General features: G+C 65.4%; 16 protein-coding genes. 5 read left to right on the top strand and 11 right to left on the bottom strand.

Translation table 11 applies throughout. The features are described 5' to 3' along the window. Window positions 1-5: 5 nt before the first annotated feature. A complete protein-coding gene (locus tag ACWKV7_RS12120; RefSeq protein WP_483857924.1) occupies window positions 6-1,109 on the bottom strand; it encodes an efflux RND transporter periplasmic adaptor subunit in 1,104 nt (367 codons plus the stop codon). Window positions 1,110-1,205: 96 nt separating this feature from the next. Here ACWKV7_RS12120 and ACWKV7_RS12115 point away from each other — a divergent pair, with 96 nt between their 5' ends. Beyond that, window positions 1,206-1,853: a TetR/AcrR family transcriptional regulator gene (locus tag ACWKV7_RS12115; protein ID WP_483857923.1), complete on the top strand. Its 648-nt coding sequence runs from the start codon at window positions 1,206-1,208 to the stop codon at window positions 1,851-1,853. A 15-nt stretch (window positions 1,854-1,868) separates the two neighbouring features. Here ACWKV7_RS12115 and ACWKV7_RS12110 read toward each other — a convergent pair whose 3' ends face one another. Next, window positions 1,869-2,630 carry a class I SAM-dependent methyltransferase gene (locus ACWKV7_RS12110; RefSeq protein ID WP_483857922.1) on the bottom strand — a complete coding sequence of 254 codons (762 nt, stop codon included), beginning with the start codon at window positions 2,628-2,630 and terminating at the stop codon, window positions 1,869-1,871. Between the two features lie 125 nt (window positions 2,631-2,755). On the opposite strand from ACWKV7_RS12110, the gene ACWKV7_RS12105 reads away from it, so the two are divergent. Next, window positions 2,756-3,529, top strand: coding sequence for a hypothetical protein (locus ACWKV7_RS12105; RefSeq protein ID WP_483857921.1), 774 nt, complete (start codon window positions 2,756-2,758; stop codon window positions 3,527-3,529). Window positions 3,530-3,573: 44 nt separating this feature from the next. On the opposite strand, the gene ACWKV7_RS12100 is transcribed toward ACWKV7_RS12105, so the two are convergent. The 5 genes from ACWKV7_RS12100 to ppc all read right to left on the bottom strand — a co-directional run bounded on the left by ACWKV7_RS12100 (window position 3,574) and on the right by ppc (window position 9,176). Next, window positions 3,574-4,431, bottom strand: coding sequence for a DUF72 domain-containing protein (locus ACWKV7_RS12100; RefSeq protein ID WP_483857920.1), 858 nt, complete (start codon window positions 4,429-4,431; stop codon window positions 3,574-3,576). Beyond that, window positions 4,431-4,784: a hypothetical protein gene (locus ACWKV7_RS12095; protein ID WP_483857919.1), complete on the bottom strand. Its 354-nt coding sequence runs from the start codon at window positions 4,782-4,784 to the stop codon at window positions 4,431-4,433. The genes ACWKV7_RS12100 and ACWKV7_RS12095 overlap by 1 nt, the downstream gene beginning before the upstream one ends. A 133-nt stretch (window positions 4,785-4,917) precedes the next feature. Then, the gene (gene tsaB, locus ACWKV7_RS12090; protein ID WP_483857918.1) at window positions 4,918-5,595 is read right to left on the bottom strand and encodes a tRNA (adenosine(37)-N6)-threonylcarbamoyltransferase complex dimerization subunit type 1 TsaB; all 678 of its coding nucleotides are present in this window, start codon (window positions 5,593-5,595) and stop codon (window positions 4,918-4,920) included. Between the two features lie 109 nt (window positions 5,596-5,704). Continuing rightward, window positions 5,705-6,352: an adenylate kinase gene (gene adk / locus ACWKV7_RS12085; RefSeq protein ID WP_483857917.1), complete on the bottom strand. Its 648-nt coding sequence runs from the start codon at window positions 6,350-6,352 to the stop codon at window positions 5,705-5,707. A gap of 187 nt (window positions 6,353-6,539) precedes the next feature. Further along, a complete protein-coding gene (ppc, locus tag ACWKV7_RS12080; protein WP_483857916.1) occupies window positions 6,540-9,176 on the bottom strand; it encodes a phosphoenolpyruvate carboxylase in 2,637 nt (878 codons plus the stop codon). 205 nt (window positions 9,177-9,381) lie between these two features. Between ppc and ACWKV7_RS12075 the strand changes: the two genes are divergently transcribed. From ACWKV7_RS12075 to lptF, 3 genes are all read left to right on the top strand, one after another. Continuing rightward, complete coding sequence (locus tag ACWKV7_RS12075; RefSeq protein ID WP_483857915.1) at window positions 9,382-9,726, top strand: pilin assembly protein; 345 nt, start codon at window positions 9,382-9,384, stop codon at window positions 9,724-9,726. Window positions 9,727-9,937: 211 nt separating this feature from the next. Next, a complete protein-coding gene (locus ACWKV7_RS12070) occupies window positions 9,938-10,351 on the top strand; it encodes a DUF4398 domain-containing protein (protein WP_483857975.1) in 414 nt (137 codons plus the stop codon). Window positions 10,352-10,402: 51 nt separating this feature from the next. After that, window positions 10,403-11,188 (top strand): lipotoxin F family OmpA-related lipoprotein LptF, encoded by a 786-nt coding sequence (gene lptF, locus ACWKV7_RS12065; RefSeq protein WP_483857914.1) that lies wholly within the window; start codon window positions 10,403-10,405, stop codon window positions 11,186-11,188. 58 nt (window positions 11,189-11,246) lie between these two features. On the opposite strand, the gene ACWKV7_RS12060 is transcribed toward lptF, so the two are convergent. The 4 genes from ACWKV7_RS12060 to ACWKV7_RS12045 all read right to left on the bottom strand — a co-directional run bounded on the left by ACWKV7_RS12060 (window position 11,247) and on the right by ACWKV7_RS12045 (window position 14,012). Further along, window positions 11,247-11,753 carry an O-acetyl-ADP-ribose deacetylase gene (locus tag ACWKV7_RS12060; protein WP_483857913.1) on the bottom strand — a complete coding sequence of 169 codons (507 nt, stop codon included), beginning with the start codon at window positions 11,751-11,753 and terminating at the stop codon, window positions 11,247-11,249. Beyond that, a complete protein-coding gene (locus tag ACWKV7_RS12055) occupies window positions 11,750-12,070 on the bottom strand; it encodes a PA3694 family proteiin (protein WP_483857912.1) in 321 nt (106 codons plus the stop codon). The genes ACWKV7_RS12060 and ACWKV7_RS12055 overlap by 4 nt, the downstream gene beginning before the upstream one ends. Before the next feature lie 87 nt (window positions 12,071-12,157). Continuing rightward, window positions 12,158-13,453 carry a flavohemoglobin expression-modulating QEGLA motif protein gene (locus ACWKV7_RS12050; RefSeq protein WP_483857911.1) on the bottom strand — a complete coding sequence of 432 codons (1,296 nt, stop codon included), beginning with the start codon at window positions 13,451-13,453 and terminating at the stop codon, window positions 12,158-12,160. Between the two features lie 7 nt (window positions 13,454-13,460). Continuing rightward, window positions 13,461-14,012 (bottom strand): hypothetical protein, encoded by a 552-nt coding sequence (locus ACWKV7_RS12045; protein WP_483857910.1) that lies wholly within the window; start codon window positions 14,010-14,012, stop codon window positions 13,461-13,463. Window positions 14,013-14,049 lie beyond the last annotated feature (37 nt).

Genomic DNA, 14,049 nt, shown 5'->3' with positions numbered 1-14,049 from the left:
CGGGGTTACTCCTTGGCCGCCAGTTCAACCGCCCGATTGTCGCGGTCCACCGGACGCACCGGCTGGCCCTCGCGCAACACCTGCACACCGGCGGCGACCACCCAGTCATCCGCCTTCAAGCCCTCGAGGACCGGCACGCTCTTCTCGCCGTAGGCGCCGATGCGCACCGGGGTCCGCTTGAGGGTGGAGCTCTGTGGATCGACCACCCAGACATAGGGCGCGCCGGCCTCTGCGGTCAGCGCCGAGAGCGGTACCGACAGCGGTACCTGGCCATCGGCACTGATGAATACCCGCGCGCTCTGTCCCAGCTCGGCCGGTACATCGCCCTCGGTAAAGGCCACGCGGGCGGCGAAGGTGCGCGACTGCTGATCGGCGGCCGGCGACAGTTCGCGAATGCGGCCGGTGAAGCGTTGGTCGGGCTGCGACCAGAGTTCGACGAAGACCTCCTGGCCGACCTTGACGCGCTCGATGCCCTGCTCGGGCAGGCTGATCGACACCTCGCGCTCGCCATCGGCGGCCAGTACGAAGACCGTCTGCCCGGCGGCCACCACCTGCCCCACCTCCAGCATGCGGCGGGAAATCACACCGTCCTGGGGGGCCCGCAAGACGGCATAGCCGGCCTGGTTGTCGGCGACGTTGAACTGGGCGCGAACCTGCTTGAGCTGGGCCTCCGCGGAGCGGAAGCGGTTTTCTGCATTGTCGAACTGCGAGCGGCTGACCAACTGCCGCTCGAGCAGCGTCTTGTAGCGATCGCGCTCGGCGCGCGCCAGCTGCAGGTCGGCCTCGGCGGCAGCCATCTGCGCCCGCGCCGCCTCCAGTTGCAGGCGCACGTCCTGCGGGTCCAGCTCGGCCAGTGCCTGGTCCTTCTTGACCCGGGCACCGACGTCCACCAACCGCTTGCTCACCTTGCCGCCGATGCGGAACGCCAACTCCGGCTCGAAGCGCGCGTGTACCTCGCCGGGAAAGGCATCCATCATCACCCCCGCCGGCTGCGGGTGCACCACCATTGCCGGGCGTACCGGCTGTTGAACGGTCTCGCCATTGCCACAGGCGGCGAGCAGAACGGCAAAGCTAACGGGCACAGCGAGGGGCAGGACATGGCGGAACATGATGAATGACCTTTCGCGGAGAAGGTTTTTGAATATTTATACTGAGCGGTATAGTAAAATTAGCAAACTCACCAGTCCAGTATTAAAACTACGCAGATGTCTAACAAAACATTGCCGCCCAGCGGCCCTGGCCGTCCGAAGGACCCCGCCAAGCGCGAGGCCATACTCGAGGCCGCGAAAATCCTGTTCCTGCGCAACGGTTACGACGGCTGCAGCATGGATGCCATCGCCACGGAAGCCGGGGTCTCCAAGCTCACCGTTTACAGCCACTTCACCGACAAGGAGACGCTGTTCTCCGCGGCGGTAGAGGCCAAGTGCGTGGAGCAGCTGCCCGAGCCGGTGTTCGCCCTGCCGGAGGACGCTCCCATCGAGAAGGTGCTGCTGAATATCGCCCGCGGGTTCAATGCGCTGATCAACAGCCACGAATCGGTGGAGCTGCACCGCGTGATGGTGACCCAGGCCACCCAGAATCCGAAGCTGTCGCAGATGTTCTTCGAGGCCGGCCCGCAACGGGTGCTCAACGAGATGGAAAGCCTGCTGCGCAAGGCCGATCAGAGCGGCAAGCTGCGGGTGCCAGACCCCAACGCGGCGGCTGAGCACTTCTTCAGCCTGGTCAAGGGCGGTGCTCACTTCCGGTTGCTGATCGGCTGCTGCGGGCCGCAGGTGGGAGACGATGCCGAACGGCATGTGCGCGACGTGGTGGAACTGTTCCTGCGGGCCTATCGGGCGGAGTCCATCGACTGAGCGCGGCGCCCGACGTCAGGCGCTCAGCTTCTTCTTCGGATAGATGTCGTAGCGGCTCGACTTGCCTTCCAGGCAGTAGCCCGGCTTCGGCCCGTCGATGATCGGCGCCTTGCGCGGGCGCTTGACCACCACCCGATGACTGGCCAGCACCAGGGCCGCTTCGAGCAGCGCCGGTGCGTCCGCATCGTCACCGACGAAGGGGCGGAACAGGCGCATCTCCTTCTTCACCAGCGCGCTTTTGTCCCGATGGGGAAACATAGGGTCGAGGTAGATCACCTGCGGCACCTCGCCCTGCCAACGGGCCATCAGCTCGATGGCGTTGCCCGTCAGCAGTTGCATGTGCGCGACAATAGGCGCCACCTCGGCGTCCGCCGCGGCGCGGGACAGGCCATCTTCCAGCAGGGCGGCAATCAGCGGCTGGCGTTCGATCAGGCGCACCTCGCAGCCCAACGAGGCCAGCACGAAGGCGTCGCGTCCGAGGCCAGCCGTGGCGTCCAGCACACTCGGGCGAACGCCACTTTGAACTCCCACCGCCTTGGCGATCATCTGCCCGCTGCCGCCACCGAACAGCCGGCGATGGGCCGCTGCCCCCTCGACGAAGTCCACCCGCACCGGCCCTGGCGCCTGCGGCCCCAGCTCCACCAACTGCAGGCCGCTCTCGCCGACCTGCATGGCGAAGTCCGCCTCGCCGCCCACAGGCAACGCGAGACGCTCGGCCCAGTGGGCAGCCGGCTCGGCGTAGGCAGCCCCCAGGGGCTCGGCCCGGATTTTCGGCATAAGCCGTTCAGTACTCATCGGGAAATGTGCTCAAAAAGTATTCAATATGGCCAATAGCCAGCCGATAACCGGGCTAAAGCGGCATTCTGCCAGAGCCGGCGCCACCGAGCCGCAACGAGTTAGCCATGTTCGACGCAATCTCTGCACCCCACGCCCCACCGACGACACATCGCTCGCCAAGCGAAGACCTGGAAGCCGGGCTGCGCGATTCCCTCGACTACCAGATCCTGCGCCGCACCCTGCGGATCGAACAAGAGGAACCTTCGGCCCCGGTCAGTACCGCAGCGAACGAAACGGCTGCCGCCGACAGCCAGGCCATCCAGGCCGCCAGCGAAGCCAGGCGCTTCGAGCAGGTGCTGGTGGAGCAACGCAGGCTGGACGTCAACTTGAACGCCGAGGCACCGCCGCAGAAGAGCGATCCGCTGGTCCTCGACCTGGCCGGCAACGGCTTCGCCACGCGCGGCCTTGGCGATCCGTTGCTGTTCGACCTGAATGCCGACGGTCGCCAGGACCGCATCAGCGCGCCGGCCGGCGACGATGCTCTGTTGGCACTGGATCGCAACGGCAACGGGCGCATCGACGACGGCCGCGAACTGTTCGGCGACCAGCACGGCGCGGCCAACGGTTTCGCCGAACTGGCCCGCTTCGACGATAACGGCGACGGGCGCATCGACCGCCAGGACAGCGTCTTCAATCAACTGCTGCTGCTGCGCTTCGATCGACAGGGTCGGCAATACACCCAGGGCCTGGCGGAGGCCGGGGTCGGCGTCATCCACTTGCAGGCGCAGCAGGTCAAGCAGGCGCTCGGCGCCTACGACGAAATCGCCCAGCTGGGAACCTTCGAGTTCAGCGACGGGCGCCCCGGGCAGGCCGCCGACCTGTTGCTGGCGCACCGTTGAGAGGAAAGGCGAACATCCCAGCGCCCCGATCCACTACCCGGCGCCTAGAGCAACCCGAGTTGCTCGCTTCCCACCAGTTTCGCCGTCGGCAGAGGCGGCAAGCCGGGCAAGCGCTCGCTCAGTTGCGCATGAAAGCGCTGTGCCAATTGAGGAGCCAGGTGATTGTCCGGCGTGTGCAGGAATGCATAGGGCTGCAGCCCCTCCTCGATCCAGGTCGCCACCTTGTCCAGCCAGGGCGCCATGAACGCATCGTTGGCCGCCAGTTCGGGATGACCGATGAACCGTAGTTGCGGATGCCGAGTGAACGCCGCAGGACGAGGCGGCAAGCGCGGCTTCTTCGATTGCGCATGGCACACCGCCGGGTCGTCGGACCGGCAACTGAACAGCGCGCGTGAATCGAGGCAGATGCGCTCGACGCCCAGGTCCCGCAGCAGACGATTCAGGGCACGCTCTTCGTCGCCCTTGGCGAAGAAGGCCGGGTTCCGCACCTCCACGGCAATCGGCATCGACACCGACTGCAGGAACGCCGCCAACTCCGCCAGGCGCGGCGGGCCGAAGCTGGCCGGTAACTGCAGCCAGTAGGGCGAAACCCTGGCCCCCAGGGGCGCGAGCAGTTGCCGGAAGGACTCGACGGCAGGCAGTTGCTCGCGCAGGTCGCCTTCATGACTGATATCACGCGGCAACTTGGCGCAGAAACGGAATGACCCCGGCATCAGCTCGGCCCAGCGCTGCACGGTCTGTGCAGACGGTCGAGCGTAGAAGGTGGTGTTGCCCTCGACCGCATTCAGCACTTGGCTATACAGCGGCAGGAAGTCGCCGCTACGGGCGTCGGGCGGGTAGAGGGCAGCGCGCCAAGCCGGTTCGTTCCAGGAGGGACAACCGAGGTAGTAGGGCAAACTCACTAGGCGTAGAGATCGAGGCCGAGCACTTCCGAAGCGTCCGCCTCGCCGGCGAAACTCGCAGTGCTGCTGTAGCTGGCCAGGGCCTGGGCCACCTGCTTGCTCAGGGCACGCTGTTCGGTGAAATCCTGGGCGCGCACCGGCAAGCGGTCGCCACGGGTTTCGCTGCTGGCGTTGCCGGCTTGCACCCTGCGCAGTTGCGGTGCCTGTTCGAATCCCTGCGTGCTGGACGGGGTGGCCGGCTGGTCGCGGCGCTGCTCAGCCTCGCGCTGGACCTCGCGATAGGGCGTTACCGCAGTGCCCGGGCGGGGGCTGCGGTCCAGCGGAAGGGAGGAAGCGAATCCATCGATGCGCATCGGCGGGGCAAAATCCAGGGTTGGTGTCGGAAACTCTAGCGGCGGCCCATGGGCTTGGCAATTGTGCCACCGCCTCTGACGTCAATTAGTGGACGGAAGGTTATCCCTGCCATCAAGGCGGTCTATCGGGGCTTCAGATCGGGGCTTTCGGCGTTGCCACCTTGTCGCGCAGGTAGACCGGCTGTGCCTGGTCGGCCGGCACGCCTTCGCCGCGCGTCCAGGCAAAATTGGCCAGGGCGAGCAGATCTTCGGCATGGGGCAGCAGGCTGGCGTCCTGGCGGCTCACCGCAACCGCAAGACGCGCTCCGTAGCCCCAGCCCGTGCCGGCGCCGAACCACTCGCCGCCGGCACCGCGAGGCAGGCTTACCTGCTCCGGCGGCAACACGGCCTCGCTGCCGAGAAGGCGCATCTCGCCCTGCTCAAGGGCGTAGCAGCCCCAGTAGACCTCGTCCATGCGCGCGTCGATGGCCGACGCCACCTGCTGCACCGCCTGCTCACGGTAGGCCCGCTGGGCCAGTACCGCCAGGCTCGATACCGGCAGCACCGGACGATCCAGCGCGAACGCCAGCCCTTGCACGACGCCGATGGCAATGCGCACGCCGGTGAAGGCGCCCGGACCGCGGCCGAAGGCGATGGCATCCACCGCAGACAGGGCAACCCCGGCGTCGGCCAGCAGGTCCCGCACCATGGGCAGCAAACGCTGGGCATGCAGCCGCGGGATCACCTCGTAGTGGCTGAGTACCCGCCCCTCATGCAGCAAGGCAACGGAGCAGGCTTCGGTGGCGGTATCCAGGGCCAGCAGTGTGGTCATCGGGCACGATCCGGAACAAAGGGCGGGCATTATACGCGCAGACACGCCCGGTTGGCCGGGCAGAAACAACAACGGCCCGCAGGCGGGCCGTTGTTTCGTCGAGCGCGGGTCAGCTCAGTGCAGCCAGCACCTTGCCGGTGATCTCTTCCACCGAGCCGACGCCGGCGATGCTGCTGTATTTCGGCTTGCCCGCCTCGGCGGCCAGCTTCTGGTAGAAGTCCACCAGCGGCTTGGTCTGCGAGTGATAGACCGACAGGCGATGACGCACGGTTTCTTCCTTGTCGTCGTCGCGCTGGATCAGCTCCTCACCGGTCACATCGTCCTTGCCGGCGACTTTCGGCGGATTGTGCTCGGTATGGTAGACGCGCCCCGAGCCCGGATGCACCCGGCGGCCGGAAAGACGGCCAACGATCTCTTCGTCGTCCACGGCGATTTCCACCACGTTGTCGATCTCGACGCCGGCATCGCGCAGGGCTTCAGCCTGGGGAATGGTGCGCGGGAAACCGTCGAACAGAAAACCCTTGGCACAGTCGGGCTGGGCGATGCGCTCCTTGACCAGGTTGATGATCAGGTCGTCGGACACCAGGCCACCGCTATCCATGACGCTCTTGGCCTTGAGGCCCAACTCGGTGCCGGCCTTGACGGCCGCGCGCAGCATGTCGCCGGTGGAGATTTGCGGAATGCCGAATTTCTCGGTGATGAAGCGGGCCTGAGTTCCTTTGCCGGCTCCGGGCGCCCCCAGCAGAATCACGCGCATCGATGTGCTCCTCAAAAATGACTAGAAAATCGTTGGATTCGCCTCATGGGGCTCATCTCGGAATTCGGTTGTCGGCGGCGCTGTGCGGCCTACAGGGGGCGGGCCACCGGGCCCGACCGAAAGGGTGACCACGATACACAGCGCACCGGTAGCGCACAAGCCACCGAAAGTCTGAGAAAAACCCGCCTCAACCGGTATTGCGCAAGCCCGCCGCGATACCCGCCACGCTCACCAGTAAAGCCTGTTCGAGAGGGCTGTCCATCTGGCTTTCGCGCTGCCTGGAACGGGCCAGGAGTTCGACTTGCAGCAGGTGCAGCGGGTCCAGGTAGGCGTTGCGCACACTGATCGACTCGAGGATCTCCGGGCTATGGCTGAAAAGCTGCGACTGTCCGGTCAGGCCCAGCACGGCCTGGATCGCCTGCGACAATAGGTCGCGCAGATGCTCGCCCAGCGGACGCAATGCCGGCTCGACCAGACGTTCGTCATAGAGCCGGGCAATGCTTTCGTCGGCCTTGGTCAGGACCATTTCCAGCATGTCGATGCGCGTGCGGAAGAATGGCCACTGCTCGCGCATGCGGGACAGCAGCTCTCCTTCGCCCCGCTGCAAGGCATTGGCCAGCGCCGTTTCCCATCCGAGCCAGGCCGGCAGCATCAGCCGGGTCTGGGTCCAGGCGAAGATCCAGGGAATCGCCCGCAGGCTCTCCACCCCGCCCTCGCGACGCTTGGCGGGACGGCTGCCCAGCGGCAGGCGACCGAGTTCCTGCTCCGGCGTGGCCTGGCGGAAGTAGGCGACGAACTGCGGATGCTCGCGCACCACCGCGCGATAAGCCGCCACGCCATCGCTGGCCAGGCGATCCATCAGCGCGCGCCAGGCCGGTTCGGGGGCCGGCGGCGGCAACAGGGTGGCTTCCAGGACGGCCGCCAGGTAAAGGTTGAGGTTCTGTTCGGCAATGCCTGGCAGGCCGAACTTGAAGCGGATCATCTCGCCCTGCTCGGTGGTGCGGAAACGCCCGGCCACCGAACCCGGGGGCTGCGAGAGAATCGCCGCGTGGGCCGGGCCGCCGCCGCGGCCGACGGTACCGCCACGACCGTGAAATAGAAGTAGCTCGACGCCATGGTTGCGACAGGTTTCCACCAAGGCTTCCTGGGCGCGGTACTGCGCCCAGGCGGCGGCGGTGGTGCCGGCGTCCTTGGCCGAGTCGGAATAGCCGATCATCACCTCCTGCGGGCCGTGCAGGCGGGCACGGTAGCCCGGCAGGCCGAGCAGCCGATCGATCGCCGGCCCGGCGTTGTCCAGGTCCGCCAGGGTTTCGAACAGCGGCACCACGCGCATCGGCCGCTGCAGGCCGCACTCCTTGAGCAGCAACTGCACCGCCAGTACGTCGGAAGGCGCACCGGCCATGGAAATCACGTAGGAGCCCAGCGAGGCCGCCGGTGCAGCCGCGACCTCGCGGCAGGTGGCCAGCACTTCGGCGGTTTCCGCCGAAGGCTTGCAGTGGCTCGGCAGCAGCGGTCGGCGATTGTCCAGCTCCCGCAGCAGGAAAGCGACGCGGGCCTCCTCGTCCCACTCGGCATAGCGGCCGAGCCCGAGGTAGTCGGTGATCTCGCTGAGCGCGGCGGCATGCCGGGCGGCATCCTGGCGCACATCGAGACGCACCAGGAACAGCCCGAAGGTGGCCGCGCGGCGCAGGCAATCGAGCAGCGCGCCGTTGGCGATCACGCCCATGCCACAGGCATGCAACGACTGGAAGCACAGTTCCAGCGGTCCGCACAGCTCGCTGTTGTGCTGCAGCACGGCAGCAGGCGGCGGCAAGTCGTCATGCAACGCGGCCTCGGCCCAGGTGCGGGTGGCGCGCAGGCGCTCGCGCAGTTGCTTGAGCAGCGCGCGGTAAGGTTCGGCGCTGTCGCCGACCCGCATCCGCAGCTCTGGGCTGGCGTCCTGCATCGACAGCTCGGAAGCCAGCTGGTCGACATCGCGCAGATACAGGTCGGCGGCCATCCAGCGCGCCAGCAGCAGCACCTCGCGGGTGACTGCCGCGGTGACGTTGGGATTGCCGTCGCGATCACCCCCCATCCAGGAAGCGAACCGCACCGGCGCGGCTTCCAGCGGCAGGCGCAGGCCGGTCGCCTCATGCAGCGCGGCATCGACGCCCCGCAGGAAATTCGGTACCGCCTGCCATAGCGAATGCTCGATGACCGCGAAGCCCCACTTGGCCTCGTCCACCGGCGTCGGCCGGGTGCGACGGATTTCCTCGGTATGCCAGGCCTCGGCGATCAACCGCTGCAAGCGCTGGCGAATACGCTCCTGCTCGGCAGCACTCAGGTCGCTGTGGTCCTGGGCCGCCAGTTGGGCGGCAATCGCATCGTATTTCTGGATCAGCGTGCGCCGCGCGACCTCGGTCGGATGGGCGGTCAGCACCAGTTCGATATCCAGCCGCCCGAGCTGGCGAGCCAGGGCGTCGGCGCCATGGCCGGCGCTCTTCAGGCGATTGAGCAGTTCAGGCAGCACCCGCGCTTCGAACGGCTCCGCCTCGTCGGGAGCGCGGCGGCGGATGCGGTGGTACTGCTCGGCGATGTTGGCCAGGTTGAGGAACTGGTTGAAGGCCCTGGCCACCGGCAGCAGCTCGTCGTCGACCAGCCCGTCGAGGGTTTCGGTGAGTTGCTGCGCCCCCTCCGAGGAGCCGCGTCGGCCGGTCTTGGCGCCTTTGCGAATGCGCTCGATCTTGTCGAGAAATGCCTCGCCGCGCTGCTCGCGAATGCAATCGCCAAGCAACTCGCCGAGCTGATGCACATGTTCGCGCAGACGTGCGTCGATCTCCGCCATGGTTGTCCCTCCCCTGCTCTGAACCATTCCTGGAGTCCCAGGTTCACAGCTAAGAGTGCCCAGCGCGCCGACTTCTTACAAGGGCGCGACGAACGGCCGCCAGGTCGTCATGGGCGCGCTAGGCTGTTATCAGCGGGCCTCAAAAAGACTTGCCGAAGCCAGGATGCTCAACAGCCGCTCACAAAATGGGCAGATGAGGTGTGACATGAAGATTCGCGAACTTATTCGCCATTGGGAACAGAATGCCAAGGGCCGGCTGACCGCCAGCAGCTACAGCATTCATCTGGACGTTGAATCAGCCGCGCGACTGGCGGCGCTGGCCGAGATGTACCCCAAGCGCAACGTCGAAGAGCTGCTCGGGGAGCTGATCGGCGCGGCGCTGGAGGAGCTGGAGGGCAGCCTGCCCTACGTCAAGGGCAGCCAGGTGGTCGCCACCGACGAGCAAGGCGACCCACTGTATGAAGACATCGGCCCCACTCCGCGTTTCCTCGCGTTGTCACGCAAGTATCTGCATGAACTGAGCGCTCGGCACACCGCGTCCAACCACTGAAACTCCCCTCCCGGACCGCCTCTCCACCTGGGCATCGCCTGCCCGGGTGAGGCGTTCGCACGCCTAGCCAACGCAGCGCTGGCACGCCAGTACCTAATTTTTCTGAACAATTGAAGCTGGCCAACGTCACAAAAATAGGTGGCCGCAGGCTCTACCGCTGCGGTTGCATCGATCGTCAACCCCATTGGATGAAGTCCAACGAGCTGAGTCACTGGAGGTGAACCCGATGAAACGTGCTCCGTTTTCGCAGGTCCCGACCCGTTATTTGAAAGCCGTAGCCCTGGTCCTGAGCAGCGCCTTTCTGCTCGCCGGCTGCGCTGGCAACCCGCCGAGCGAACAGATGGCCGTCACCCAGACCCTGGTCCAGGATGCCGAGAGCGCAGGTGCCACTCAATATGCCGCGGTGGCGATGAAATCCGCCCGCGACAACCTGCAGCAGGCCGAACTGGCCTTGCAGAAGGAGGAATACGAAAAAGCCAAGCGACTGGCCGAGAAGGCCGAGTGGGATGCCCGCCTCGCCGAGCAGAAGGCCCTGGCCGCCAAGGCGCAACTGGCGGTGAAGGAGGCCGAACAGGGCATTCAGGACTTGCGCGAAGAAAGCATGCGCAAGACCAGCACCCAGTGAGCAGCGCAGTACGCGCTATTTCGCCCCACTGATGACGAAAGGATGAGAGCCATGCAGATTCCATTGAAAACCCCTGCCCTAATACTGCTGAGCCTGGGTCTGGTCGCCTGTGCCAGCCAACCGAACCAATCCCTGGAACGGGCCCGCAGCAACTATTCCGCCCTGCAAAGCGACCCCCGTGCCACGCAGATGGCTGCCCTGGAAACCAAGAAGGCCGGAGAATTGCTCGATAAAGCGGAGAAGGCCTATCTCGACGACGCCGACGAGGAGCGGGTCGATCACCTCTCCTACCTGGCCAATCGTGGCGTAGAGGTTGCCGAGCAGACCATCCAGCTGCGCACTGCGGAAAGGGAACTGAAAAACGCCTCGACCAAGCGTGCCGAGGCACGCCTGCAGGCCCGCGAGCAGGAAATCCGCCAACTGCAGCAGGAGCTGCAGGCCAAGCAGACCAAGCGCGGTACCTTGGTGACGTTCGGCGACGTGCTGTTCAACCTGGATAGTGCCCAGCTCAAGCCCAATGGCGTGAGAGGCGTTCAGACCCTGGCCGAATTTCTCCAGGAGCATCCGGAGCGCCAGGTCATCGTCGAGGGCTATACCGACAGCACCGGCTCCGACAGCTACAACCAGCAACTGTCCCGGCAGCGTGCCGACGCCGTGCGCATGGCGCTGATCAAGATGGGCGTCGAGCCCGAGCGCATCGTCACCCAGGGCTATGGCGAGAACTATCCGGTGGCCAGCAACGACTCGCCGTCCGGCCGCGCCATGAATCGCCGGGTGGAAGTCACCATTTCCAGGGACGGCGAGGAAGTCGCTCCACGTACCTCGATGGCCTACTGATCTAGGGCCAGGTGGAGCAATAGCGGCACGCCCGAGCCACTCCCGGCTCGGGCTTCTTTTATCCGGCTTGACTCAATGAACGTCGATACCACGCGTCCATCTCCGCCGAGAACGCCACCAGCACGACGCTTTGCAAACTGCTGTCGGGGCGCAGGCTGCGCAACGCATCGACCGCCACTGCAGCCGCCTGCTCCGGCGGGTAACCATAGATGCCGCAACTGATCGCCGGGAAGGCGATGCGAGCGCAGCAATGCTGTTCGGCAAGCGCCAGACTGTTGCGGTAACAGGCGGCCAGCAGCTCGGCCTCCCCATGTCCGCCGCCGCGCCAAACCGGCCCGACGGTGTGGATGACATAGCGGGCGGGCAGGCCAAAACCAGGACTCAGCTTGGCTTCACCGGTCTTGCAGCCGCCGAGCGTGCGGCAGTACTGCGCCAGCTCCGGTCCGGCGGCGCGGTGGATCGCGCCGTCCACGCCGCCACCGCCGAGCAGGCTGGAATTGGCCGCATTGACGATGGCATCCAGCGCCAGACGGGTGATATCACCCTGCCAGACCTCGATCTTCACGGCGCCGCCGGGGTTTCCTGGCCCATGCAGCGCACTGCCTGTTTGCGGTTGTCCACCAGCACGCCAGTGAGCCCCTTCTGCTCGGTATCGAACAGCACCAGCACGCCGTCGATGCACTGCGCCACCTGTGCTGCAGGCTTGAGGGAGACCTTGTAGTCTTCGCCCGGCACCGTCTTGAGCATGGTGAACTCGGAGAGCAACAGGGCATCTTCGGGCTTGGCGATGTGCAGGTAGCCGTAGTGCCAGAGCGCCAGGACGGTGCCGACGATGCTGGCGACTCCGGTGAGAATCAAGGGAATGGGATTGCGTTCGGTCATGGGGCTCACAAATTGCGAAAGGCCTGCGGAAAGGAAGCCGGCAGTCTACGCGGATCGCTCGGCGCTTACCGCGTCGCTGCCCGCCGGCTAGAGAATATTCGCGTAGTCCGCCTCGATGCGATCCAGGCTCAGATGGTTGAGGAAGTTGGAGAAACACATCCAGGCCGACAGCGCATTCAGGTCGCTGAACTGTGGCGGCAGGTACTTCGGCGGCACCACCAGGCCCTCGTCCACCAGCTGGCGCAGGGTGCGCATGTCCTCCAGGGTGGCCTTGCCGCAGAACAGCAGTGGTATCTGCTCCAGCTTGCCCTTGCGCACGGCCAGCTGGATGTAGTTGTAGATAAGGATGAAGCCCTTCAGGTAGGACAGGTCCTTGCTGAACGGCAGGCCGTCCGGCGTCGAACCGCGGAATACCCGGCTGGCGTTGCCGTAGCTGTCTTCCTCGCTGTATTCCTCGGAACGGAAAAACTGGTAGATATCGAGGAAGTCCGCCCCCTCCTCGGCCATGTGGATGGCACGGGTGCGATTGGTCAGCTTGCGCAGACGGCTCGGGTAAGAGGCGAAGGCGATGACCTCCATGAGAATGGCCAAGCCTTCCTGGGTCACGGTGGACGACGGCGGTCCCTTGGAAAGGAAGGTGCAGACCGGCTGGTTCAGGCCATTCAGCGTGGTGCCCACATGCACCAGCCCCTCGTGCACTTCCAGCGCGCGCACGTCACGCTCGTTGAACAGCGCGTCGGTGCGGATCTTGATGTAGTCGGCGCCCGCCGCGGCGTCGGCGACGATGCCATCGGACTCGAATACGCGAATGGTGCCCTCGCCCTCGCCGAATACCTTGTTCAGGCGGGTCTGCAGCATCTCCACCACCTCCTTGGCGGTGAGGGTCTTGGGTTCATCCTTGAGATCGCCGCGGTTGGCAATGTTGTTCAGGTAATCGGACAGCATCAGCCCGAGATCGGCCAGTGTCGGGTCGCCGGCATGGAAGGCGTCGGAGGCGGCCCCGTAGAGGTCCTGGGAAATCAGCCCGAAATCGCCGGTGCCGCGGGCCTCGAGCATGCGGATGACCATGCGGTACTCCTTGCACATGCGCCGCATGATCTGCCCGACCGGGTTGAATTGGCCGAGCTGGCGGGTCACGTCCCGCTCGATGTTCTGGAATTCCTGCTTCTTCGCGCTGGAATCGAAGGCCAGCGGACGGTTCTCGTAATAGGCCCGGTCGATGGCGGGCAGCTTCTTGCCCTTGGCGGCGAAGAAGCCCTGGCGAATGCTCTCGTCCCATTTCACCGCATCGAGCACGCGGATCGGCGTCTGCGCCTCGACGATACGCTCGGAGAGCAGGCGAATGGTCTGCTGATACTCGTCCAGATTCTTGCGATTGCTCATCGGCTCCTCATAAACCAGCCCGTTCGTAGCGCGCCACCTCGATGAAGACATCGGAGTTGGCCGGATCGTCCAGGTAGGAGAATACCTGCTCCAGCGGACTGGTGATCAGAGCACCGTCGCCCTGGGTCGTTTCCACCAGTTCGCCTTTCAGCTCGCCCTGCTCCAGTTCCTGGAGAATGCGGTCGACATCCAGGTTATAGATCACCAGCTCGTTGTCGGCGGTGAGTTCGAAGCCGGCGATGGCGAAATTGCCGCCGAGGGTCTGCGGCAGCCCGGCCGACAGGTACCAGCGGCGTCCGTGATGGGCAACCGTGAAGCTGTACTCCTCGACGCTGGCCAGGTTGTCGGGATCTTCGACGTAGGCCATGGCCTTGTAGACGTTGGTGCCAGCGCGACTGATATCGAGGTAGAGCTGCTCGCCCCATTCGTTCTTGCGCGTCCACTCGCCCAGCAAGGGAATCGGGGCCGCCTCGTTGGCCGGAATGGGATCCTTGAAGCTGACCAGGCATCCGCCAAGCAGCAGGAAGGACAAGGCGACCAGTAGACGCCAGGCTTTCATTTCGCTCTCCTTGTGAGGCTTTCGCGGCAGGGTTGTG

This window comes from Zestomonas ipomoeae (assembly GCF_057128665.1).
The sequence above is the reverse complement of the archived record's forward strand: the minus strand, read 5'-3'. Positions and strand labels throughout refer to the sequence as shown.